Below are 22,934 nucleotides of genomic sequence, written 5' to 3' on the forward strand. Positions count from 1 at the left end.
TTACCGAACATGGGCTCATCCGAACAAAGAGAGGCGGGACCGACCGGGTCCCGCCTCGCCGTCAATATTTAGACGTTGATTATGCATCCCGCCCCGGCTCAGTCGAGCGTGAAAGCGATGATGTTGTTGCCGCGCTTGTAGTCGAGCTGGGTGTTGCCGCCAGCGCCGACCACGACATATTGCTTGCCGCCGATCACGTAGCTCGACGGCGGCGCATTGACGCCCGCGCCGGCGCGGAAGCTCCACAGCTCCTTGCCGTTCGAGGAGTTGTACGCCGCGAACTTGCCGTTGCCTTCGCCGGTGAACACCAGGCCGCCGGCCGTGGCGAGGATGCCGCCGATCATCGGCTCCGGCGTCTTGACCTGCCACTTGATCTTGCCGGTGTTGTAGTTCACCGCCGTGATGTTACCCGACTGCTTCTCGCTCGGGATCACCTTGAAGGCGCCGCCGAGCCACAGCTTGCCGTTCGGATAGGCCGAGCTCTCGACATGGTAGGTCATCGGCTGGTGCAGGTTGATGGCGTAGGCCAGCTCCTGTCCCGGATCGGTCGCGATCGGCGACCATTCGACGCCGCCATTGGCGCCGGGCAGCATGCGCGCGCCTTCCTTGGTCGGCAGCACCCACATGTTCTCCTGCGGCACCATCGCCTCGGAGAAGCGGATCAGGCTACAGTCCTTGCGATCGTGCACATAGATGTGCCCGGTCTTGCCGGCATGGATGACGCCGGGAATGGTCTTGCCGTCCTTGTCCTTGACATTGACCAGCACCGTCGGGCTGACCGCGTCGAGGTCCCACACGTCATGGGCGATGTACTGGAAGTGGCAGACATACTTGCCGGTGTCGAGATCGAGCGACACCAGCGAGTTGGTGTAGAGGTTGTCGCCGGGCCGGTTGGAGCCGTCGAGGTCGGGCGACGGGTTGCCGACCACGAAGTAGATCCGGTTGGTCGCGAGATCGACCGACGGATTCTGCCACACACCGCCGCCGAGCTTGGCATAGGGATCGCCGATCTTGGCGAGCATGTCCTTCTCAGCCTGGATGTTGCGATGCATGTCGCGGCCGGTGGCGTCCTTGGTCGCCCAGACGCCGACCGAGTTCTCCGGAATGGTATTGAAATTCCAGAGCTGCTTGCCGGTCTTGGCGTCATAGGCGCGCACGAAGCCGCGGATGCCGTATTCGCCGCCATTGGTGCCGATCAGGACCTTGTCCTTGACCACGGTCGGCGCCATCGTCTCGCTGTAGCCGAGCTCGGGATCGGCGATGTTGGTGGTCCACACCACCTCGCCGGTCTTGGCATTGAGCGCCATCAGCTTGGAATCCAGCGTTGCCAGATAGACCCGGTCGCCGAGCACCTGGACGCCGCGATTGTTGGGACCGCAGCAATAGACCGTGATCGGGCCCATCTTGTGGGCATAGTGCCAGAGCTGCTGGCCGGTCTTGGCGTCGAGCGCATAGACATGGCTGAACGACGTCGTGACATACATCACGCCGTCGACGACGATCGGCGACGTCTCGAGCGACTCCTTGACGTCGGTCTGGAAGATCCAGGCGACGTGCAGGTTCTTCACATTGTCGCGGCTGATCTGCTTGCCCGGATAAAACCGGGTCTGGGCGTAATTGCCGTTGGTCAGCAGGAAGTCTTTCGCGTTCTTGTCGGCTGCGTTGAGCTGCTCCTGGGTCACCGGCGAGACATTGGCGTTGCCGGCGACCGACTGTTTCTCCTGCTTGACTTCCTGTCCGATCGCCGCGCCGGACAACAGGCCAACGCCGACCGCTGCGGCGAATGCCGCAAGCCCTTTCAGATGCATATTTTCCCCCGGTATTTCTTGGTTGGAATATTAGGGATGGTGTTTGCTACTTCCCCTTCGAGGCCTGGCCGCCCTAGCAAGCGCACATCGTCGCGTGATCCGGTTGCGCTGCAATAGATAATCAAAATGACAACGACAGGTATCGATGGACGGTTCCATGTTAGCGCTGTCCTTCACAAAGACAATCGATGCGCTCAATGCGAAGCCGGAACAGGCCGCGTTCGCGCCAGCGAAACGCTATGCTGCCGGGCAGGCATCAAGCCGAGCGATATCGATGACTTGCGGCGCCTGCGCGCATCGCTCGACGCCGACGCCTTCGCAAGCGCAGCACGCAAAATGAGACTAGGCGTCAAGCGGCGCCATCGCGCGAGAAGCCGCGCCGGCTGAGGCCATCGATCTCCGCCGGCGCGCGCCTACTCCCAGGACCAGGCCGAGAAATCATTCTCGAACTGCGGGGCTTCCTTCCACACGCCCTTCAGCTTCTTGCTGGCGATCGTGATCAGTTGCGGCTGGAACAGGAAGCCGGCCACGGCATCGGTCGCCAGCATGCGCTGGGCGTCGCCGAGCAGCTTGGCCCGGACGGCCTGATCCGGCGTCGCCATGATCTGCTGGTAAAGCGCGTTGAACGCCTCGGACTTGTAGCCGAGATAGTAATCCGGCTCGGTGAGCTTCACGAGGTCGAACGGCTCGACATGCGCGACGATGGTGAGGTCGTAATTGTGCGGCCCGGTGAAGACCTGGGACAGCCACTGCGCCCATTCCACGTTCTCGATCTTGGCAATAATGCCGACCTTGGCGAGCTGGGCTGCGAGGATTTCGCCGCCCTGCCGAGCGTAGGACGGTGGCGGCAGCCTGAGGCTGAGCTCGAGCGGCGTCTTGACGCCGGCCTCGGCCAACAGCTTCCTGGCCAACTCCGGATCGTAGGGGTTGATGCCGGTGGTATCGACATAGCCGAGCGAGCCTGGCGTATAGAAGCTGCCGATCGGCGTGCCGAAGCCGTCGACCGCGCCGCCGATCATCGCCTTGCGATCGATCGCAGCCAGGATGGCGCGGCGAACCCTGACGTCGTCGAGCGGCTTCTTGCGCTCGTTGATACCGACGATGGTTTTTGTTCGCGAGCCGCCGATCAGCACATTGAAGCGCGGATCGGCCTTGAATTGCGCCAGGCTGCGCGCCGCCGCAACCCGCGGAAAGGCGTCGACGTCGCCCGACAGCAGCGCCGCGACCTGGGCTGCGGGATCGCCGATGAAACGGATCGTCACCTTGGCGAGCTTGATCGCCGCGGCGTTGCGATAGTCAGGCCATTTCACCAGCGTGATCGACGAACCCTTGGCCCAGCTGCCGAGCGTGTAGGGGCCGGTGCCGACCGGCTGCGTCGCATCGGTCGGCGCGCTCTTCGGCTCGACGATCGAGCCCGTCGCCTGGCCGAGCAGGAACGGCAGGTTCGGCTCGGAATATTTCAATGCGACGACGACGGTCTCCGGATCAGGCGCCGTCACCGATGCGAAGGCCTGGTACAGGCTCTTGTCCTTGTTGGTCGAGGTCGGCGCCGCGGCGCGGTCGAACGAGAACTTCACCGCGGCGGAATCGAACGGCTCGCCATTATGGAATTTGATGCCCTTGCGGAGCTTGAAAGTATAGGTCTTGAGATCGGGCGAGGCCTGCCAGCTCTCGGCGAGCAGCGGCGACACCGAGCCGTCCTCGTTGATCTTGGTCAGGGTCTCATAGACGTTATAGAGCGTGACTTCGGCAATCGCCGCCGCTGCCGCGTTGGTGGGATCCAGCCCCGGCGGCTCCAGCGTCATGCCCATCACGACGCTGTCCTTCTTGCCCTGCGCGAGGCTCGGCAGCGGCGCGGCAACGAGTGCGGCAGCCGCCGCGATGACGCACAATTTCCTCAACATTGGTCTGCTCCCCGGACGTATGCTCTTGTCAGCCTAGAGCATGATGAGTTTTGGTCGAGTCAGTTAGACTCGCAAGGTTCGTTCACCTCTCCCCAGCGGGGAGAGGTGAATTCCCACTGCTGCTCCAGATCAACCTAATCTCATCAAGCGTTAGGCTAACCCTTCACAAAAGACTAACCGGCCTCGGCGACCACCGGCGGCAGCGCCATCACGGCATCAGTGTGATGGCAGGCCGCCAGATGGGCGTCTCCGACATTGCGTAGCGCAGGCGCGGTCGCGCGACAATGCTGGTCGGCCAGCGGACAGCGCGGCGCGTAGGGGCATCCGACCGCGGCCGAGGCCTGCGAGCCGACCGGCTGCGCGCCGCGGCGCCGCCGGACGCCCCCGGCGCGCGCCCGCGGAACCGCATCGAGCAGCGCACGCGTATAGGGATGGGCAGAGTGCGCGAACAGATCGGCGGGCCGCCCCTGCTCGACGATCCGCCCGAGATACATCACCGCGATCTCGTCGCAGATGAGATCGACCACCGCGAGGTCATGGCTGATCAGGATGTAGCTCAGGCCGAACTCGTCCTGCAGGTCCTGCATCAGATTGAGCACCTGCGCCTGCACCGAGACGTCGAGCGCCGAGACCGGCTCGTCGGCGACGATCAGCTTCGGCTGGGTGATCAGCGCGCGCGCGATCGCGATGCGCTGGCGCTGGCCACCGGAGAATTCGTGCGGAAACTTGTCCATGTCGGCATCGCGCAGGCCCACCTGCCGCAGCACCGTGGCGACGCGGTCGCGCAAGGTCCCGCGATCGATGCGGCCGAGCGCGGTCAGCGGCTCGGCGACGATGCGCGCGATGGTCTGCCGCGGATCGAGCGAACCATAGGGATCCTGGAACACCATCTGGAAATCCCGGCGGGCGCGGCGCAATTCATCCGGCGGGATCCGGTTGAGGTCGCGGCCGAGCAGCGAGACCGTGCCCGCCGACGGCCGCTCCAGCGCCATCACCAGCCGCGCAAAGGTCGATTTGCCCGAACCGGATTCGCCGACCACGCCGAGGCTCCTGCCCGGCATGACCTGCGCCGTCACGCCGTTGAGCGCGTGCACCTGCGCCGCCGGCTTGAACAGGCTATCGCGCGGCAGCGTGTAGCGCTGCGCGAGGTCCTTCACCGCGAGCAGCGGCGTTCCGGGTGAAGGCTGGTCCGGCATCGTCATGCGCCGACGCTCCCAGCAGCCATCGAGACGTCGGTCCTGATGCAACGCACGCCATGCGCGGCGCCGACATCGACCACGACCGGCAGCGCCGCGCGGCAGCGCGCCTCGGCGATCGTGCAGCGATCGGCAAAGGTGCAGCCCGCGGGCAGGTCGGCCAGCTCCGGCACCGTGCCGGCGATGGTCTTGAGCCGCGTCCCCTTGCGCGCGCCGAGCCGCGGGCGGGCGCGGAACAGGCCCTGGGTGTAGGGATGACCCATCCGCGTGAACACGGCATTGGTCTCGCCGCTTTCGACGACGGTGCCGCCATACATCACCATCATGCGCTCGACATTCTCGGCGATCACGCCGAGATCGTGCGAGATCAGGATCATCGACATGCCGCGCTCCGCCACGAGGCCGGCGATCAGATCGAGGATCTGGCCCTGGATGGTGACGTCGAGCGCGGTGGTCGGCTCGTCGGCGATCAGGACGTCGGGCTGGCAGGCCAGCGCCATCGCGATCGTGATGCGCTGGCGCTGGCCGCCTGAGAATTGGTGCGGATAGGCATCGACGCGCTTCGCCGCATCGGGCAGCCCGACACGATCGAGCAAGGCGATGGCCTCCTGCCGCGCCTGCGCCGCCGAGACGCCGGTGTGGCGCAGCAAGGGCTCGGCGACCTGGTGCCCGATCGTGTGCATCGGATTGAGCGCGGTCATCGGCTCCTGGAAGATCATGCTGATGCGGTTGCCGCGCAGCCTGCAATAGGCCGCATCAGGCAGCCCGACCAGCTCCGCGCCTTCGAGCCGAATGCTGCCGCTGATCACGGCGCTGTCCGGCAACAGCCCCATCAGGGCCAGCGCCGTGACCGACTTGCCGCAACCGGATTCGCCGACCAGGCCGAGCGTCTCGCCGCGGCGAAGCGCAAAGCTGACGCCGCGCACCGCCTGCGCCGGGCCGCGGCTGGTGTTGAGCCTGACGCCAAGGTCCTTCACTTCGATCAGCGGCGCGTCTTCCTTGGCCATGCTCACCGCTCCTGCGCCAGACGGGGATCGAGCAGATCGCGCAGGCCGTCGCCGAGCAGATTGAGCCCGAGCACCGCGATCGCGATCGCGGCGCCCGGATAGACCGCGAGCATCGGCGACTGGAACAGCAGGGTCTGCGCATCGTTGAGCATGCGCCCCCAGGACGGCTGCGGCGGCTGGGTGCCGAGCCCGAGATAGGACAGTGCGGCCTCGGCGAGGATCGCGAGCGCGAACTGGATCGTCGCCTGCACGATCAGGATCGAGAGGATGTTCGGCAGCACATGCTCGATCGTGATGCGGAATGAGCCCTTGCCCGCGGCGCGCGCGGCCAGCACGAATTCACGGGCCCAGATCGCATTGGCCGAGCCGCGGGTGACGCGGACGAAGGTCGGGATCTGGAAGATGCCGATCGCGGTGATCGACGTCACCATGCCGGGGCCGGCGACCGCGGCGAGCATGATCGCCGACAGCACCGCTGGGAAAGCGAAAGTGAAGTCGCTCATCCGCATGATGAGCTCCTCGGTCCAGCCCTTGCGCGCGGCGGCGACCAGGCCGAGGCCAACGCCGAAGCTCAGGCCGATCCCCACCGCAATGACGCCGACCATGATGGTGGAGCGCGCGCCGACCAGCAGCAGCGAGACGATGTCGCGGCCGAGCACGTCGGTGCCGAGCCAGTGCGCCGCCGTCGGCGGCTGCAGTTTCGACGCGACATCGATGTCGGTAGCCGACCACGGCGTCCAGAGCAGCGACAGCAGCGCGGCGCCGAGCACGAACAGGCTGAGCACCGCCCCGAGCACGAAGCTGCGATGGCGCAGCGCGCGGCGCCAGAAGCCGGTCACAGGCCGCGCGCCCGGTGCGATTGCCGCGGTGCCGGCGGCTGCGGTCAGCGGCGTGCTCACAGGTTGGCGACCTTGATGCGCGGGTCGATGAAGGCATAGAGCACATCGACCACGAAATTGACGATCACGACCATCGCGGCCAGCAGCATCACGCAATTGCGCACCACGATCAGGTCGCGATTGGCGATCGACTGGAAGATCAGCCGTCCCAGGCCCGGCAGATAGAACACGTTCTCGATCACGATGGTGCCGGCCAGCAGATTGGCGAATTGCAGGCCCATGACGGTCATCACCGGGATCATGGCGTTGCGCAGCACATGGCGCCACAGCACCTCGCGCCTGCCGAGCCCTTTCGCGCGCGCGGTGCGGACAAAGTCCTCGCGCAGCACCTCCAGCACGGCCGAGCGGGTGACGCGGGCGAGGATCGCGGCCTGCACCACCGCGAGCGAGATCGACGGCAGCAACAGCGAGCGGATTCCCGGCCAGATGCCGTCATCCCAGCCGGCAAAGCCGCCGGCGGACAACAGTTGCAGCTTCACCGAGAACAGCAGGATCAGGAGGATCGCGAACCAGAAATTCGGCAGCGCGATGCCGATTTGGGTCAGCGACATCACGCCGACATCGCCGAGCTTGTTGTGATTTGCCGCAGTGTAGATGCCGGCGGCGAGCGCCAGCACCACGGTGATCAGCATCGACATGATCGCGAGCGGGATGGTCAGCACCAGCCGCTCCGCGATCAGTCCGGCCACCGGCGTGCCATAGACGTAGCTGTTGCCGAGGTCGCCGACCGCCATGCCCTTGAGCCAGAGCAGGTAGCGTATGGTGAGCGGCTGATCGAGGCCGAGCTTGACGGTGAGCGCGCGCACCGCATCGGGCGAGGCATCGGCGCCCATCAGCATCTGGGCGGCATTGCCGGGCAGCGCGTCGAGCACCAGGAAAATGATCAGCGAGGCCGCGACCAGCGTCGCCAGCAGGGTCAGGATCCGCCGCAGAAAGAATACGCTCATGCCCGCCAGCAACACGTGCAGGGTGTGGCTGTGCCAAGCCGGTACCGCAACGGCGGTTCACCTCTCCCTTGGGAGAGGTCGGCGCGTAGCGCCGGGTGAGGGGTTGCGGTCTCTCGTTGGAGCAGCACCCCCTCACCCGATTTGCTGCGCAAATCGACCTCTCCCCGCTGGGGAGAGGTAGACCGAGCCCGCGGTCGAACCGATTCAATCAACCTTCATCACCCCTGATGTTCACGGTCACGTTTCAACAAGTTCGCAGCCGAATGCAAGCATCGCGCAGTTCGGACCGTCAGGGCAAGGCCGGCCAGCGCCCGAGCAGATCGCTCGCCGCTTCGAACAGCGCCGCGACGCGCAACAGTTCCGCGTCGGCCCGGAAGCGGCCGGCCAGATGCAGGCCGATCGGCAGGCCATCGCGGCCGAAACCTGCGGGGATGCTGATCGCGGGATGCCCGGTCATGTTGAACAGCATGGTCCAGGGAAACCAGTGCGGCCGCACGCTGTCGAAGCTCCGGCCGTCGATCTCGATGGTGCCGAACAGATCCTGATCGATCGGCAGTGCCGTGCGGGTCAGGGTCGGCATCGCCAGGAGGTCGCCGCGCGCGAGCAGCGACTGCACGCGGCGGAATAGCGCGGTGCGGTCGAACATCGCCTGCTGGTAGTCGACGCCGCTCACATCAGCGGCGCGCGCGAGCTGCTTCAGGAAGGTCGGGCTGAGGTCATCGGGATGATCGGCCGCGAGCTTGTCGAAGCGGGTGCGCCAGACCGTGTGATTGATGGCGCGCCAGATTGGCTCGATGTCAAAGCCATCGCCGGAGAACTCCTCGAGCTCGGCGCCGAGGCTGGCCAGCCGGTCGAGGCTCGCCTTGAAGGCAGCGGCGACGTCTGATGTCACCGGGCGGCCCGGCGGCGACAGGCAGAACAGCACGCGCCTGCCCCTGAGATCGCCGCGCGGCGCGGCATGGTCGAGATAGTCGGGCACCGGCACACCGATCGACCAGGGATCGGACGGATCCTCGCCGGCCATCGCCTGCATCATCAGCGCGGTATCCGCCACGGTGCGCGTGGTCGGCGTGACATAGGTCTGGTTACCGAAGGCGTCCTGCACCTGGCTGTGCGGGATCACGCCGTTGCTCTGCTTGATCCCGACCACGCCGTTGCAGGCCGCGGGAATCCGGGTCGAGCCGCCACCGTCGGTCGCAACCGCCAGCGGCGCGATGCCGCTCGCGACCGCCACCGCGGCGCCGCCGCTGGAGCCGCCGCTGGAGCGCTCGGCACTCCACGCGTTGCGGGTGCGGCCGAACAGCGGCGAGTCGGTCAGGCACTTGCTGCCAAACTCCGGCGTCGTGGTCTTGCCGAGCAATATTCCGCCCTGCGCATGGAGCCGGGCCACCGCCACGGCATCGTGGTCGGGCACATTGTTCTTGTAAGGCACCGCGCCGAAGGTCGTGCGCACGCCCTTGGTGCTGACGATATCCTTCACGGTGAAGGGGATGCCGTGCAGCAGACCGAGCGGCTCGTCGGCCATCAGCTGCCGCTCCGCGGCCTTCGCCTGCGCCATCGCCTCCTCGCCGCACAGCGTGATGAAGCAGTTCAGTTCCGGCTGCAGCCGCTCGGCGCGGGCGATTACAGCCGCCGTGACCTCGACCGGAGACACGTCCCTGGCGGCGATGCGCGCGCGAAGGTCAGTGGCTGACAGCAGGCACAGATCGTCGCTCATTCGGGAACGCGCTCGCATCGGTCTTCGATGACGGCATCGTGCCGCGCCCGGTGCGGCAAGTCCATCACCTCGGGCGCATGGCTTACCAATAATCGGCAGGCAGCTCTTGGCTCCGCGGCGGATCAGCGCCCGCGCGGGTGCAGGTGAAGGCGGCGCATTTGCAGGCAAAGGCCAGCGCGCGCGTGAGCTCGGCGGCAGAGATGTCGGCGAGCCGCTGCCGCGCGATCCGGTCCAGCCGATGCAATGCGGCCAGCAGCGCCGCCTGAAAGCTGTCGCCGGCGCCGATCGTATCCACCACGTTCACCACCGGCGCCTTGACCTCGATCGGTCCGGCCTTTTGATGCCAGGCGGAGGCGCCGTCATTGCCGCGCGTGATGACGACGAGCGATGCACCGCCCGACAGCAGCGCCTCGGCCCTGTTGGCATAGGCCTCGTCGCCGAACAGATAGGCGAAGTCGACGTCGGACATTTTCACGATGTCGGCCTTGCCGGAGAACGCCAGCATGCGTGCGCGATAGGCGTCCCTGTCCTTGACCAGGTTCGGCCGGCAATTCGGGTCGAGCGCGATCGTCACGTTCGCCCTGATATCCTCGATGAAGGCGAGCGTCTCAGCCGCGCCCTTGTCATGGACCAACGTAGTTGAGCCGATATGAACGCAGGTGACCCCGTTGAGCGCGATCGCGCCGCGCCGGTAGGTCCAGTTCCGCGCTGCGGTGTCAGCGTCATAGAAGGCGTACTCCGTCTCGGTGCCGGTGACGCGCGCAAAGGCCAGCGTGGCCTGGTCGTCGCTGCGCGTCGCGCGGCTGAGATCGACGCCCGAAGCTGCGGCGTGATCGGCGATCATCTTGCCGAAGGTGTCGGTCGCGATGCCGCCGACAAAGCCGGTGGGCACATCGAGCCGCGCGCTGCCGATCGCGATGTTGAGGCAGGAGCCGCCGACCGCCGGTGTCAGGGCCTCGCGCCCATCCGCCGTCCGCGACGGCAGGAAATCGATCAACGCATCTCCGCAACTCAGCAGCATGCCAACACCTTAAACCGGCGCCTCGCCGGGCGCCCGCTTCATCGCCTCGCGGCTGTCGCGATCGAGCGCCCGCAGCATCTTGTGCACGCCGCGCTTCCGGCGATGGAAATCAGCCAGCTCCGGCGCGGTCGGCTCGCTCAGCCGCCCGAGCGCCGACATGCCCGCCATCGCCGCATTGATCGAATGATGCGCGCCGCTGGCGACGGCGCCCAGCATCGCGGCGCCCAGCAATACGGGTTCTTGCGTCTGCGGCAGCGCCACCGCATAGCCTGTCGTGTCGGCCATGATCTGGCGCACCAGCGGGCTGCGGCTGGCGCCGCCGCCGATCACGATGGTCTTGCCGCTGACGCCATGGGCCTGTAGCGCCTCGATGACGTCGGCGAGGCCATAGGCCAGTCCGCAAAGGCCGGCGATGAACAGCCGCTCCAACGCCGACACATCGGTGTCGAGATCGAGCCCCGCGATCACCGCGCGCGAGCCGGGATCGGCATAGGGCGAACGATTGCCGAGGAATTCCGGCAGAACATGAACGTTGCGCGCGAGCAGCGCAGCCGCACCGGCATTGCCGCTGCGCGTCAGGATGCGCTTCTCGAGATACTCGATGACATCGACGCCGTCGCGCTTCGCAGCGGCCTGGACTTCAGCATGGGCCGGATGCGACTTCAGCAGATGGTCGATCGCGGCGCCGGCCGCCGACTGCCCGCCTTCGTTGAGCCAGAAGCCCGGCACCATGCCTTCGAAATACGGGCCCCAGACGCCAGGCACAAAGCAGGGATCGACCGTCGTTGCCATGATGCACGCCGACGTCCCCATGATGTAGGCCAATCGCTGGCAGACATCGACCTCGGCGCCGGAGCCATCGCGGCCGCCGATCGCGCCGACGCCGCCGGCATGGGCATCGATCAGCGAGGCGCCGACCGCGGTTCCCGGCAGCAGGCCGAGATCGCGCGCCGCATCCGCCGACAGTCCGCGGCCAAGCGGCGAACCGGGCGGCACGATCTCGGTGCCGATGCGCCCAAAGCGATCGGCCGCGAGCGCCTCCAGTCCGACGCGCTTGAGGAAGGACTCACTCCAGCCGCCTTCGCCCGCAACATAAGTCCATTTGCAGGTCACCGTGCAGGTCGAGCGCGCCAGCGAGCCGGTGGCGCGGAACGAGAGATAGTCGGCGAGATCGAAGAAATGCCCGGCGGCCTCGAAGGTCGCCGGCAGATACCGCTTCAGCCAGAGGATTTTCGGGATCTCCATCTCCGGCGAAATGGCGCCGCCGACATAGCGCAGCACCCGGTCGCCGGTCGCGTTGACGAATTCGGTCTCAACCATCGCGCGGTGATCCATCCAGACCACGACATTGCGCGCGGAATCGCCGGACGGGCTGACGGTGAGCGGCCGGCCAGCCTTGTTGAGCACGACCAGCGAGCAGGTCGCATCGAAGCCGATGCCCTTGACCTGCTCGGCCGCAACCGCCGCCTCGCGCATCGCATGGCGCACGGACGCGACGCACGCCGCCCAGATGTCGTCGGAGGATTGCTCGACGATATCGCCCGGCTCATGCCAGACCCGGATCGGATGCCGGGCCGAACCCAGCAGCTTGCCCGCCTCGTCGAATACCCCCGCCCGGGCGCTGGTGCTCCCGACGTCCACCCCGATATAGGCTTGCCGCATGGCCGCTCCGTTATTTTCGGCGCGAGCTTACCAGCAAGTGTAGCCGCCATCGACCAGAACGATGCTTCCGGTCATCAGGCTCGCGGCCTCGGAGGCCAGGAACAAGACGACGGAAGCGATCTCGTCGACCTGCCCCATCCGGGCCATCGGGGTTCCGCCGATCCAGGCATCGTACATTCTGGGGCTGTTCTTGACGAAGGCATTCAGCGGCGTCTCGATATAGGTCGGCGCCACCGCGTTGACGCGAACCCCGCGCGCGGCCCATTCGGCCGCGAGCGATTTGGTCAAATGGTGCACGGCGGCCTTGGAGGCGTTGTAGAAGCACTGTTCCTGCGGCTTGTTGACGATGAAGCCGGACATCGAGCCGACATTGACGATGGTGCCGGACTTGGCCTTCAGCATGTGATTGCCGAAGGCACGGCAGCACCAGAAGGTGCCGTTCAGATTGACGTCGATGACGTTGAGCCAATGCTCGTCGGTGACGGTCTCGGCCGGGGTCTCGCTGCGGGCGATGCCGGCATTGTTGACCAGGATGTCGACCTTGCCGTACTTGCGCACCAGCTCGTCGGCGACCGCCGAGACGCGGCCGGAATCGGTCACGTCCATCAGCGCGATATCCGCATCATAGCCCTTGGCCTTCAACTCCGCCTGCGCGTCGTGGGCCGCCTTGGCGTCGCGATCACCGATGACAACCTTGGCGCCGGCTTCGGCCAGCGCCTCGGCGCAGGCGAGCCCGATGCCCTGCCCGGCGCCGGTGATGATGGCGGTCTTGCCGCCCAGCTTGAATTTTTCCAGATACATTTTCTTCTTCCTTACGCGTGGATCGATTTGCCGCTGTCGTCGAAACGATGGATGCGCGCCGGATCCGGGATCAGCGACACCTTGTCGCCCGGATGCAAATCGAGCTCGCCGATATAGCGCGCGGTCAGCATCCCCTGCGGCCCCGCATCGACATAGAGGAACGTATCGCTGCCGAGATGTTCGGCGACGGCGACCGTGCCGTGCCAGCCGCCCTGCCCGTCGCGCTCGACCTTCAAATGCTCGGGCCGCACGCCGATGGTGGCGGCGCCCTGCTGCTTTGCCAGCTCGCCGGTGACGAAGTTCATCTTCGGCGAGCCGATGAAGCCGGCGACGAACAGGTTTGCCGGCTTCTCGTAGAGCTCGAGCGGCGAGCCGTATTGCTCGATCTTGCCGCCGTTCAGCACCACGATCTTGTCGGCCATCGTCATCGCCTCGACCTGGTCGTGGGTGACGTAGATCGCGGTGGTGCCGAGCTGCTTCTGCAGGCGCGTCACTTCGAGGCGCATCTGCACCCGCAGCGCGGCATCGAGGTTCGACAGCGGCTCGTCGAACAGGAACGCCTTCGGCTCGCGCACGATGGCGCGCCCGATCGCAACGCGCTGGCGCTGGCCGCCGGAGAGCTCGCGCGGCTTGCGGTCGAGATAGGGCGTCAGGTTGAGGGTCGCTGCGGCGGCCTCGACCTTGCGGTTGATCTCGTCCTTGGCCATGCCGGCCATCTTCAGGCCGAACGCGATGTTGCCGCGCACGCTCATATGCGGATAGAGCGCGTAGGACTGGAACACCATCGACAGCCCGCGCTTGGCCGGTGGCACGTCGACCACGTTGCGGCCGTCGATCAGGATGGCGCCGCCGGTCACGTCCTCGAGCCCCGCGATCAGCCGCAGCAGCGTGGTCTTGCCGCAGCCGGATGGGCCGACGAACACGACGAAGGAGCCGTCCGCGATATCGAGGTCGGCGCCCTTGATGATGTGGACCGGCCCGAACGATTTTTGCACACCCTGCAGCGTAATCTGACCCATGAAAAAGCCTTTCTGCTACTTGACCGCGCCGAAGGTCAGGCCGCGAACCAGCTGCCGCTGACTGAACCAGCCGAGCACGAGAATGGGCGCGATCGCGAGCGTCGACGCCGCCGACAATTTTGCCCAGAACAAGCCTTCCGGGCTGGAATAGGATGCGATGAACACGGTGAGCGGCGCGGCCTCCAGCGTCGACAGATTGAGCGTCCAGAATGCCTCGTTCCACGCCAGGATCAGGTTGAGCAGCAGGGTCGAGGCGAGCCCCGGCACCGCCATCGGCGTCAGCACGTAGATCAGCTCGCGGCCGATCGTGGCGCCGTCCATCCGCGCCGCCTCCAGGATGTCCTTCGGGATCTCCTTGAAATAGGTGAACAGCATCCAGATCACGATCGGCAGATTGCCGAGGCACAGGATGAAGACCAGGCCGGTCCGGGTGTCGAGCAGGCCGACGGTCCGGAAGATCAGGTAGATCGGCACCAGCACGCCGACCGGCGGCATCATCTTGGTCGACAGCATCCAGAGCAGCACGTCCTTGGTGCGCTTGGTCGGCGAGAACGCCATCGACCATGCCGCCGGGATCGCGATCAGCATCGCGATCAGGGTCGATCCCCCTGCAATGATGATCGAGTTGAGCGCATGGTGTAAATAATCGCTGCGCTCCTGCACCGTGACGTAGTTCTCCGTGGTCCAGTGGAAGAACAGGAACGATGGCGGAATCGCGAACGCCTCGAGTTCGGTCTTGAAGCTCGCCAGCACCATCCACAGGATCGGGAAGAAGATCAGGAAGCCGACCAGCCAGGCGGCTGCCGTCGAGATCACCTTGCGCCGTGTCGTGACCATCCGCGCCATGACGTTACGCCTCCAGATTGCGGCCGACGATGCGAACGAGGAAGAACGCGACGATGTTGGCGAGCACCACCGCGACCAGGCCGCCCGCCGAGGCGCTGCCGACGTCGTACTGGATCAGCGCCTGCGAATAGATCAGGAAGGCGATGTTGGTGGTCTGCAGGCCGGGCCCGCCGCCTGTCGTGACGAAAATCTCTGCGAATACCGTGAGCAGGAAGATGGTCTCGATCAGGATCACCACCGTGATCGGGCGCGCCAGGTGCGGCAGCGTGATGTAGATGAAGGTCGAGATCGCGCTCGCGCCGTCCATCTCGGCCGCCTCCTTCTGCTCCTCGTCGAGCGATTGCAGCGCGGTGAGCAGGATCAGGGTCGCGAACGGCAGCCACTGCCAGGAGATGATCAGGATCACCGCGAACAGCGGCGCATCGTTGAACCAGTCGATCGCCGGCAGACCGAATAGATGCGCGATCCAGGCGAACAGGCCTGACACCGGATGCATCAACAGGTTCTTCCAGACCAGCGCGCTCACCGTCGGCATCACGAAGAATGGCGCGATTACCATCAGGCGGACGATCGAGAGCCCGACCACCTGCTGGTCGAGCAACAGCGCCAGCGGCACACCGAGGATGATCGTGATCGCGAGCACCGAGCCGACCAGCACCAAGGTATTCTGCAGCGAGGCGAGGAAGGCCGGATCGGTGAGGAAGTAGCGGAAGTTCTCTAAGCCAACGAACGATTCGGAGCCGGGATCGAGCAGATTGTAGTGCAGCGTCGCAAAGTAGATCGTGAGCGCCAGCGGCACGATCATCCAGATGAACAGCAGCGCCACGGCCGGCGTGAGCAGCGTGCGTGCGAGCAGTTGGGTCTGCTGGGTCGCCATCCCCGCCTCCTTCTCTAAAGCGCGATGATATTTGGTTGAATCGTCATCGCGCTTTGGCTCTTTGTTTGAGCATGATCTTTTCGGAAAACCGCTTCGCACTTTTCCGGATCATGCTTTAGGGAAAGGAGCGACCATCCCGCTGCGGGACAGGATGGTCGCGAGTGGTCCAGCTCGGGAGGTCTTGAGCTGGTCGAAGGGCCGCGACGCCGATCAGATCGCGTCGAGGCTATCTGTTTGCGCTACTTGATGTAGCCCGCCCGCTTCATTTCGCGCTCGGTCGAGGATTGGGCCGCAGCGAGCGCTGCGTCGACGGTGCTCGAGCCCGAGAGCGCGGCCGAGAATTGCTGGCCCACCGCGGTGCCGATGCCCTGGAACTCCGGAATCGCCGCATACTGCACACCGACATACGGCACCGGCTTCACGGTCGGGTGGCTCGGATCAGCCGCATCGATCGAGGCCAGGGTCATCTTGGCGAACGGCGCCGCCTTCAGATATTCGGGGTTCTGATACAGCGAGGTCCGCGTTCCCGGAGGCACGTTGGACCAGCCTTCCTTCGACGCGACGAGCTTGGAGTAATCCTTGCTGGTCGCCCAGGCGATGAACTTCTCCGCCGCATCGACCTTCTTCGAGCCGGCGGGAATGGCGAGACTCCATGCCCACAGCCAGTTGGCGTTCTTGCCGAGGCCGGTGTTCGGCGCCAGCGCGAAGCCGACCTTGCCGGCGACCGTGGATTGCGCCGGGTTGGTCACGAACGATGCCGCCACCGTGGCGTCGATCCACATCGCGCATTTGCCGGCGTTGAACAGAGCAAGGTTCTCGTTGAAGCCGTTGGAAGACGCACCGGGAGGGCCGGCCTGCTTCATCAGGTCGACATAGGTCGTCAACGTCTTCTTCCATTCCGGCGAGTTGAACTGCGGCTCCCACTTCTCGTCGAACCAGCGCGCGCCGAACGAATTCGACATCGCGGTCAGGAACGCCATGTTCTCACCCCAGCCGGCCTTGCCGCGCAGGCAGATGCCATAGACGCCGGCCGACTTGTCGGTCAGCTTCTTCGCCGCATCGACCACGAAATCCCAGGTCGGGCTGTCCGGCATCTTCAGGCCGGCCTTGTCGAACAGGTCGGTGCGGTACATCACCATCGAGCTCTCGCCGTAGAACGGCGCGGCGTAGAGCTTGCCGTCGACCGAGACCGCGTCGCGGATCTTGGGCAAGAGGTCATTGACGTCGTAATCGGCGCCGAGCTTGTCGAGCGGCACCAGCCAGCTCTTCTTGGCCCAGATCGGCACCTCATAGGTGCCGATGGTCAGCACGTCGAACTGACCGCCCTTGGTCGCGATGTCGGTCGTCACGCGCTGGCGCAGCACGTTCTCCTCGAGCGTCACCCATTTGACAGTGATGTCCGGATTCTTCGCGGTGAATTCGCTGGTGAGCCCCTGCATGCGGATCATGTCGCCGTTGTTGACGGTCGCCACCGTCAGCGTGGTCTGGGCGATCGAGGGGGCAGAGATCAAAAGCGCAGCCGCGCCCGCAACGGCGCAAAGGACGTTTTTCAAGGTAACCTCCCTTATGTCACGTTGAGCATATGCCCACGTGTTGAGCGTATGTTCATCCCGTCGTTAAAATTTGTCAAGCGCGCGGGTGCGCCGTCCCGCGCGATGGCGAGTTCCATTGCACGCTGCAATGGAGTTGTTGCGGAAGCGAACGGGGCGTTGAGCGCCAGGAAGCTAGGGCTAATTGCGCCGCAGCGGGACCGCGCTCCCTCGCCCCGTTCTTACGGGGAGAGGGTTGGGGTGAGGGGCTCTCTCGGCGCATACGGAGCCAGAGGAATGCGTGGAGGCTCCCCCTCACCCGGAATGCATCTGATGATGCATTCCGGACCTCTCCCCGCAAGCGGGGCGAGGTAAAGTGCAGTGCATGGCCCGATTCGATTATCTACCTCTTAGCGATCCAGCACGGCGCGCGCCGTCGCCTCGTCGGTGATCAGGCCGTTGATCACCCGTCCCGCCAATGCCGCCTTGATCGACGGCACCTTGGCGACGCCGACGGCGGCCGCGATCGTGGTCGAGACCGCGGGGATCTGCGGCGGGATGCTGGTCAGGCGCTTGTTGGTGCCGCCCTTGATCAGGCGGCCCTTGGCGTCGTAGGCCCAGCCGGTCACCTCGCCGACCGCACCGAGCCGCATCATCTCCAGCAGCTCCTCGCGGGTGACGAAGCCGTCGACATGAACCTGGGCCTTCTGGTCCATCTGGCCGATGCCGATCAGCCGCAGATCGGCCTTGGCGGCGACCGCCCTCACCCGCGCGATCGGATCGATGCGGACCATGCGGTTGCGCTCGTCCTCGCTCGACATCAAAAACGGCAGCGGCATCGGGTAGTGACGCGCACCGGTGCGGTCGGCGAGCCGGCCCACCGTGTCGTAGAAGCTCGCCGAGCCGTCGGCGGAGATGTTGCCGACCAGCGAGACGATCTGGTGATCGGGCCGCTCGATCGGCGAGACGCGCTCGACCGCCGCGCGTACCGCCCGGCCGGTGCCGAGCGCGACGATGACCGGCGTTTCCGAGCGCAGCGTCATCTCCAGCAGATTGGCGCTGCGCTCGGCAATTCCGGCATTCGACAGCGGCGCCGCTGGATCAGTCGGCACGACGTCGCAATGCACCAGATCGAACCGCGCCTTCAGACGGGAGGCGAGCTCCATGCAGGCCGCAATGGGGTGTTCGAGACGAAACGTGATCAGCCGCTCCGCCAGGCAGAGCGACACAAGGCGCTGCGCCGAAGCCCGCGACACCTGCAGCATTTTTGCAATTTCATCCTGGGTGTGCCCGGCGATGAAGTACAGCCAGCCGGCGCGCGCCGCATCGTCGAGGCGGGACTTTTCGTTGTCGGGCGCAACCATCGTGCCGTGTCAGCCTTCCATCCAGAAATCAGCCATCGCGGCGAAGATTCGATCCGCTCCCGCCTGTCGCAGCAGAGCACTGCCGTCCGCCAAGCGGTAGTGGGCGCCGCCGACAAATCCCCACACTTTCATGCCCGCGGCCTTCGCGGCCGTCACCCCGCTGACGCTGTCCTCGATCACCAGCGTGCGGCGCGGGTCGGCTGCCATCGCGCTTGCCGCATGCAGGAACAGATCCGGCGCCGGCTTGCCCTGCTTGACCATTTGCGCGGTGTAGAGCCGTTGCCCGAAGCTCGGCGCAAGGCCGGTCAGCTCCAGCGAGAATTTGACCCGCTCGAGATCGCTCGACGAAGCAACGCAATATGGCAGCCGCAACTCCGCAAGCACCGCCGCGATGCCGGCAATCGGCTTGAGCCGGGCGCGGAAGGTCTCGCGCACATCCAGCGCCAGTTCAGGCAGGAACGTCGCGGGCAATGGCTTTCCCACGCCCCGGCAATAGTCGACCAGGGCCGCGGTGCTGCGCCCGAGGAAGAGTTCTAGCACCTGCTCCGTGCTGATCTCGATGCCGGCCCGGACCATCGCCTCGGCGAGGCAGCGGCAACTCAACGCCTCGCTGTCGACGAGCACACCGTCGCAGTCGAAGATGACCAGATCGGTCTCGGGAAGCCGCGGATCCATTCCGCCATGAGATCATATGCTCACATGATGAGCAATAGATCACGATTCCCGCGCGGAATGCCGCGCCTCAAATGGTCGCGGTGCACCGCCGAGGATGCTGTGCGACAAGGCGAAATGCCGCATGACACACCTCTGATCGCGACCGTCGTCGCGGGCCTTGGCCTCGCCTTCGTCTTCGGAACCATCGCCCAGCGCTTTCGGGTTCCGCCACTGGTCGGCTACCTGCTCGCGGGCGTCGCCGTCGGTCCCTTCACACCCGGCTTCGTTGCCGATCAGGCGCTCGCCACCGAGCTCGCCGAGCTCGGTATCATCCTGCTGATGTTCGGCGTCGGCCTGCATTTCTCGCTGAACGACCTGCTGTCGGTACGCGCGATCGCGGTGCCTGGCGCGATCGCGCAGATTGCGGTCGCCACGCTGCTGGGGCTCGGCCTGGCGCTCCTGATGGGCTGGACCGTCGGCGCGGGCCTGGTGTTCGGACTGGCATTGTCAGTCGCAAGTACCGTCGTCTTGTTGCGCGCGCTGCAGGAGCGCCGCCTGATGGACACCGAACGCGGCAAGATCGCGGTCGGCTGGCTGATCGTCGAAGACCTCGCCATGGTGCTGGCGCTGGTGCTGTTCCCGGCGGTGGCGAGCTTCCAGAGCGGCGAAGGCGTGGCGCTCGCCTCCGATCCGCTTGCCACCCGCTTCGGCCTCGGGCTGCCCGGCGTGGTTGCGCTCACTCTCGTCAAGATCGCGGTGTTCATCGCGCTGATGCTTGTGGTCGGACGCCGGCTGATCCCATGGGTGCTGCATTACATCGCGCACACCGGCTCGCGCGAGCTGTTCCGCCTGACCGTGCTCGCGATCGCGCTCTGCATCGCGTTCGGCGCGACCAAGCTGTTCGGGGTTTCGCTGGCGCTCGGCGCCTTCTTCGCCGGGATGATGCTGCGGGAATCGCCGCTCAGCCAGCGCGCCGCGCAGGAGACGCTGCCGCTGCGCGACGCCTTCGCGGTGCTGTTCTTCGTCTCGGTCGGCATGCTGTTCGATCCGCTCAGCGTGGTGCGCGAGCCCTGGCCGTTCGCAGCGACCCTGTTCGTCATCGTGGTCGGCAAGTCGCTCGCCGCGCTGCTGATCGTCGTATTGTTCCGTCATCCGATGGCGACCGCACTGATGATCTCGGCGAGCCTCGCCCAGATCGGCGAATTCTCCTTCATCCTCGCCGAGCTCGGCGTCGCGCTCAACCTGCTGCCGAAGGCCGGCCGCGACCTGATCCTGGCCGGCGCGATCTTTTCGATCATGCTCAACCCGCTGGTGTTCGCGGTGGTCGATTGGCTGACGGCCCGGCTCGAGATGCCGCAGACCGCCTCGCCGACGGCCGCAACCGCGGAGCCGATCCCGGTCACGGACTTGCAGGACCACACCATCCTGGTCGGCTACGGCCGGGTCGGCAGCATCGTCGGCGACGCCCTGCACCAGCGCAACGCGCCGTTCCTCGCGGTCGAGGCGTCCGACGACATGGTGGCAAAGCTCAAGCAGCGCGGCATCGAGGCCCTGATGGGCAACGCCGCCCGCGCCAGCGTGCTGCGTGCAACCAATCCGGCCGGCGCCCGGTCGCTGGTCATCGCCATTCCCGAGGCGTTCGAGGCCGGACAGATCGTCGAGCAGGCACGCGCAGCGAATGCCGGCATCCAGATCATCGCGCGGGCGCATTCCGACGCCGAGGTCGATCATCTGAAGGGGCTCGGGGCCGACATCGTGATCATGGGCGAGCGCGAGATCGCCCGTGGTATGATCGAGGAGCTCGACCGGGGACACGCAGCCGTGGGCACGCAACATGCGCCGGCCGCCAGGGAAGATTCCGCAGCCTGAGGTCACGGCGCACGCGGTGATGCCGAGGCCTTGCGCGCGATAACACGACAAATGGAGATCACAGATGGCGTTCAAGAGCCCGCACGTTTCGCTGGTGTCGTTCTCGATCGAGATCGACGCGCAGGCGACGACGAACGTCATGCAGATCGAGACCGACCTGCATCTGAACACGCGTCATCCGAGCTATGATGCGGCCGGGGTGGAGCGGCTGGTCCGCGACGCACAGGCCTATCTCGCCGGCAATGCCGGCCAGGTCACAAGGATCCGGCTGGTCTCCAGCCGCAGCGGCCAGACCTGACGGCTCAACCGCCAAGAAACGCCGGCGCCAGATCTTCCTGCACGATGATGTTGGCGGCTTCCGTGGTCAGCTCGCTGCCGACGAGGTCCAGATTCTTCGCCGCCTCGAACAGCATCGCGCGGACGTCGTCCGGCGTCAGCACGCCCTTTGCGATCAGCTTGCGCACCAATGCCTGCAGGATGAGAACGTCGATCTCGCCATGGGCCAGCGGCGTCGGCTTGTCCGTCATGATCGTCTCCCGGGTCTGACGTTCGACTCAGACGAGCTTGTTGTTTGAGCATGATCTTTTCGGAAAGCCGCTTCGCACTTTCCGGATCATGGACTAGCGCGGCGATGACGCGATATCCTTGTGCAATTCTTCGAACGCACGGCGCAAGCCATGCAGCTGATCGACCAGATGCAGGATGACGTCGACGCCCTCGTCGTTGACGCCGAAATCGCCCTTGAGGTCCCTGATCAGATGCGCGCGCGCCACATCGGTGTCGGAGAAGCTGACGTCGTGAGCGGACTGCTCCGGAACCAGCCATTGCTGCTCGATCCAGAATTCCAGGGTCTGCACCTCGAGACCCGCATCGATGAGGAATTGCTGCTTGTTCATGGTGCACCGTCCTCGCGCGGATTGAAGCCCTTGCGATCCCAGTTCGATACGAACGCCTCGAGCGCGGGATCGGGTCCCTTGGGCAGGACCACCTTGAGCTTGACGAGTTCATCGCCGTGGCCGCCGCCGACCTTGGGCGCGCCCTTGCCGCGCAACCGCATGGTCGTGCCGGTGTTCGAGCCCTTTGGAACCGTCATGGTCACGGCGCCGGTCGGCGTCGGAACGTTGACCTTGCCGCCGAGCACGGCTTCCGACAGCGAGATCGGCAATTCCAGCGAGATGTCGTCGCCGTCGCGGGTGAAGCGCGGATCGGGGCGGACATCGACTTCGATCAGCGCATCGCCGGGGCCACCCTTGCCGCTGCCGGGCATGCCCTTGCCGCGCAGGCGGATGACCTGGCCGTCGATGAGGCCCGGCGGGATCGTCACATCGAGCGTGCCGCCGTCGGGCAATGTCAGCCGCTTGCTCGCACCGGCGATCGATTCGGCGAAGTCGATCACGAGGCTGTAGTGCAGGTCGTGGCCACGCCGATTGGCGCGCGCCTGCTCGGTGCGCCGGAGCAACTCGGCGAAGGCGTCGTCCTGGTCCATGTAGTCGGCATAGCCGGAGCTGTCGGCATAAGGATGCCCCGCATCCGCGGTGGCGAAATCCCGGTAGTAGCGGTGCTGCGGCCGCTCGGCGCCGCTTTCGTCGATCTCGCCGGCGTCGAAGCGCCTGCGCTTGTCGGCATCGCCGAGCAGATCGTTCGCAGCGGCGACTTCCTTGAACTTGTCCTCGGCAGCCTTGTCGCCCGGATTGAGATCCGGGTGCAGCTTCTTGGCCAGCTTGCGATAGGCTTTCTGGATGTCGGCCGCAGACGCCGTCGGGGCAACGCCAAGGACCTCGTACGGATTTCTCACAACCAGCTCCGCAACACCG

At 65.8% G+C, this 22,934-nt stretch carries 21 protein-coding genes; 2 read left to right on the forward strand and 19 right to left on the reverse strand.

What is annotated here, in order from left to right:
- Positions 1–98: 98 nt before the first annotated feature.
- The 16 genes from JQ507_26725 to JQ507_26800 all read right to left on the reverse strand — a co-directional run bounded on the left by JQ507_26725 (position 99) and on the right by JQ507_26800 (position 19,272).
- Positions 99–1,808 (reverse strand): PQQ-binding-like beta-propeller repeat protein, encoded by a 1,710-nt coding sequence (locus JQ507_26725; protein QRI68483.1) that lies wholly within the window; start codon positions 1,806–1,808, stop codon positions 99–101.
- A gap of 413 nt (positions 1,809–2,221) precedes the next feature.
- Positions 2,222–3,712: an ABC transporter substrate-binding protein gene (locus JQ507_26730; GenBank protein QRI68484.1), complete on the reverse strand. Its 1,491-nt coding sequence runs from the start codon at positions 3,710–3,712 to the stop codon at positions 2,222–2,224.
- 173 nt (positions 3,713–3,885) lie between these two features.
- Entirely contained in the window at positions 3,886–4,914 is a 1,029-nt protein-coding gene (locus tag JQ507_26735; protein QRI68485.1) for an ATP-binding cassette domain-containing protein, read from the reverse strand.
- Complete coding sequence (locus JQ507_26740) at positions 4,911–5,915, reverse strand: ABC transporter ATP-binding protein (protein QRI68486.1); 1,005 nt, start codon at positions 5,913–5,915, stop codon at positions 4,911–4,913. The genes JQ507_26735 and JQ507_26740 overlap by 4 nt, the downstream gene beginning before the upstream one ends.
- A gap of 2 nt (positions 5,916–5,917) precedes the next feature.
- On the reverse strand, positions 5,918–6,814 hold the full coding sequence (locus JQ507_26745; GenBank protein ID QRI68487.1) for an ABC transporter permease: 897 nt from the start codon (positions 6,812–6,814) through the stop codon (positions 5,918–5,920).
- Positions 6,811–7,761, reverse strand: coding sequence for an ABC transporter permease (locus JQ507_26750; GenBank protein ID QRI68488.1), 951 nt, complete (start codon positions 7,759–7,761; stop codon positions 6,811–6,813). Before JQ507_26750 ends, JQ507_26745 begins: the two co-directional genes overlap by 4 nt.
- 289 nt (positions 7,762–8,050) lie before the next feature.
- Positions 8,051–9,478: an amidase gene (locus JQ507_26755; protein QRI68489.1), complete on the reverse strand. Its 1,428-nt coding sequence runs from the start codon at positions 9,476–9,478 to the stop codon at positions 8,051–8,053.
- An 82-nt stretch (positions 9,479–9,560) separates the two neighbouring features.
- On the reverse strand, positions 9,561–10,499 hold the full coding sequence (locus JQ507_26760) for a carbohydrate kinase (protein QRI68490.1): 939 nt from the start codon (positions 10,497–10,499) through the stop codon (positions 9,561–9,563).
- 9 nt (positions 10,500–10,508) lie between these two features.
- Positions 10,509–12,161: an FGGY-family carbohydrate kinase gene (locus JQ507_26765; protein QRI68491.1), complete on the reverse strand. Its 1,653-nt coding sequence runs from the start codon at positions 12,159–12,161 to the stop codon at positions 10,509–10,511.
- 27 nt (positions 12,162–12,188) lie between these two features.
- Complete coding sequence (locus tag JQ507_26770; protein QRI68492.1) at positions 12,189–12,962, reverse strand: SDR family oxidoreductase; 774 nt, start codon at positions 12,960–12,962, stop codon at positions 12,189–12,191.
- 11 nt (positions 12,963–12,973) lie between these two features.
- The gene (locus tag JQ507_26775; GenBank protein ID QRI68493.1) at positions 12,974–13,981 is read right to left on the reverse strand and encodes an ABC transporter ATP-binding protein; all 1,008 of its coding nucleotides are present in this window, start codon (positions 13,979–13,981) and stop codon (positions 12,974–12,976) included.
- A gap of 15 nt (positions 13,982–13,996) precedes the next feature.
- Positions 13,997–14,827 (reverse strand): carbohydrate ABC transporter permease, encoded by an 831-nt coding sequence (locus JQ507_26780; protein ID QRI68494.1) that lies wholly within the window; start codon positions 14,825–14,827, stop codon positions 13,997–13,999.
- 4 nt (positions 14,828–14,831) lie between these two features.
- Positions 14,832–15,704 (reverse strand): sugar ABC transporter permease, encoded by an 873-nt coding sequence (locus JQ507_26785; GenBank protein ID QRI68495.1) that lies wholly within the window; start codon positions 15,702–15,704, stop codon positions 14,832–14,834.
- Between the two features lie 239 nt (positions 15,705–15,943).
- Positions 15,944–17,257 (reverse strand): sugar ABC transporter substrate-binding protein, encoded by a 1,314-nt coding sequence (locus JQ507_26790; GenBank protein ID QRI68496.1) that lies wholly within the window; start codon positions 17,255–17,257, stop codon positions 15,944–15,946.
- Positions 17,258–17,643: 386 nt separating this feature from the next.
- Complete coding sequence (locus JQ507_26795; GenBank protein QRI68497.1) at positions 17,644–18,597, reverse strand: sugar-binding transcriptional regulator; 954 nt, start codon at positions 18,595–18,597, stop codon at positions 17,644–17,646.
- A 9-nt stretch (positions 18,598–18,606) separates the two neighbouring features.
- Complete coding sequence (locus tag JQ507_26800) at positions 18,607–19,272, reverse strand: HAD family hydrolase (protein ID QRI68498.1); 666 nt, start codon at positions 19,270–19,272, stop codon at positions 18,607–18,609.
- Between the two features lie 114 nt (positions 19,273–19,386).
- On the opposite strand from JQ507_26800, the gene JQ507_26805 reads away from it, so the two are divergent.
- Positions 19,387–21,120, forward strand: coding sequence for a Kef family K(+) transporter (locus tag JQ507_26805; GenBank protein ID QRI68499.1), 1,734 nt, complete (start codon positions 19,387–19,389; stop codon positions 21,118–21,120).
- Between the two features lie 64 nt (positions 21,121–21,184).
- Positions 21,185–21,418: a hypothetical protein gene (locus JQ507_26810; GenBank protein ID QRI68500.1), complete on the forward strand. Its 234-nt coding sequence runs from the start codon at positions 21,185–21,187 to the stop codon at positions 21,416–21,418.
- Positions 21,419–21,422: 4 nt separating this feature from the next.
- Here the strand turns inward: JQ507_26810 and JQ507_26815 are convergent, their stop codons facing one another.
- The 3 genes from JQ507_26815 to JQ507_26825 form a co-directional block, all read right to left on the reverse strand.
- Positions 21,423–21,647, reverse strand: coding sequence for a hypothetical protein (locus JQ507_26815; protein ID QRI68501.1), 225 nt, complete (start codon positions 21,645–21,647; stop codon positions 21,423–21,425).
- Between the two features lie 93 nt (positions 21,648–21,740).
- Positions 21,741–22,016 carry a MerR family transcriptional regulator gene (locus JQ507_26820; protein QRI68502.1) on the reverse strand — a complete coding sequence of 92 codons (276 nt, stop codon included), beginning with the start codon at positions 22,014–22,016 and terminating at the stop codon, positions 21,741–21,743.
- Complete coding sequence (locus JQ507_26825; protein ID QRI68503.1) at positions 22,013–22,915, reverse strand: J domain-containing protein; 903 nt, start codon at positions 22,913–22,915, stop codon at positions 22,013–22,015. The genes JQ507_26820 and JQ507_26825 overlap by 4 nt, the downstream gene beginning before the upstream one ends.
- Positions 22,916–22,934 lie beyond the last annotated feature (19 nt).

It is taken from the genome of Bradyrhizobium sp. PSBB068, from assembly GCA_016839165.1.
In the GTDB taxonomy this organism is placed as follows: domain Bacteria; phylum Pseudomonadota; class Alphaproteobacteria; order Rhizobiales; family Xanthobacteraceae; genus Bradyrhizobium.

What these genes read in the sequence shown, in the direction of transcription:
- JQ507_26725 (QRI68483.1), bottom strand. Translation starts at nt 1,808, where the DNA reads ATGCATCTGAAAGGGCTTGCGGCATTCGCCGCAGCGGTCGGCGTTGGC.
- JQ507_26730 (QRI68484.1), bottom strand. Translation starts at nt 3,712, where the DNA reads ATGTTGAGGAAATTGTGCGTCATCGCGGCGGCTGCCGCACTCGTTGCC.
- JQ507_26735 (QRI68485.1), bottom strand. Translation starts at nt 4,914, where the DNA reads ATGACGATGCCGGACCAGCCTTCACCCGGAACGCCGCTGCTCGCGGTG.
- JQ507_26740 (QRI68486.1), bottom strand. Translation starts at nt 5,915, where the DNA reads ATGGCCAAGGAAGACGCGCCGCTGATCGAAGTGAAGGACCTTGGCGTC.
- JQ507_26750 (QRI68488.1), bottom strand. Translation starts at nt 7,761, where the DNA reads ATGAGCGTATTCTTTCTGCGGCGGATCCTGACCCTGCTGGCGACGCTG.
- JQ507_26755 (QRI68489.1), bottom strand. Translation starts at nt 9,478, where the DNA reads ATGAGCGACGATCTGTGCCTGCTGTCAGCCACTGACCTTCGCGCGCGC.
- JQ507_26760 (QRI68490.1), bottom strand. Translation starts at nt 10,499, where the DNA reads ATGCTGCTGAGTTGCGGAGATGCGTTGATCGATTTCCTGCCGTCGCGG.
- JQ507_26765 (QRI68491.1), bottom strand. Translation starts at nt 12,161, where the DNA reads ATGCGGCAAGCCTATATCGGGGTGGACGTCGGGAGCACCAGCGCCCGG.
- JQ507_26770 (QRI68492.1), bottom strand. Translation starts at nt 12,962, where the DNA reads ATGTATCTGGAAAAATTCAAGCTGGGCGGCAAGACCGCCATCATCACC.
- JQ507_26775 (QRI68493.1), bottom strand. Translation starts at nt 13,981, where the DNA reads ATGGGTCAGATTACGCTGCAGGGTGTGCAAAAATCGTTCGGGCCGGTC.
- JQ507_26780 (QRI68494.1), bottom strand. Translation starts at nt 14,827, where the DNA reads ATGGCGCGGATGGTCACGACACGGCGCAAGGTGATCTCGACGGCAGCC.
- JQ507_26785 (QRI68495.1), bottom strand. Translation starts at nt 15,704, where the DNA reads ATGGCGACCCAGCAGACCCAACTGCTCGCACGCACGCTGCTCACGCCG.
- JQ507_26795 (QRI68497.1), bottom strand. Translation starts at nt 18,597, where the DNA reads ATGGTTGCGCCCGACAACGAAAAGTCCCGCCTCGACGATGCGGCGCGC.
- JQ507_26800 (QRI68498.1), bottom strand. Translation starts at nt 19,272, where the DNA reads ATGGATCCGCGGCTTCCCGAGACCGATCTGGTCATCTTCGACTGCGAC.
- JQ507_26805 (QRI68499.1), top strand. Translation starts at nt 19,387, where the DNA reads ATGCCGCATGACACACCTCTGATCGCGACCGTCGTCGCGGGCCTTGGC.
- JQ507_26810 (QRI68500.1), top strand. Translation starts at nt 21,185, where the DNA reads ATGGCGTTCAAGAGCCCGCACGTTTCGCTGGTGTCGTTCTCGATCGAG.
- JQ507_26815 (QRI68501.1), bottom strand. Translation starts at nt 21,647, where the DNA reads ATGACGGACAAGCCGACGCCGCTGGCCCATGGCGAGATCGACGTTCTC.
- JQ507_26820 (QRI68502.1), bottom strand. Translation starts at nt 22,016, where the DNA reads ATGAACAAGCAGCAATTCCTCATCGATGCGGGTCTCGAGGTGCAGACC.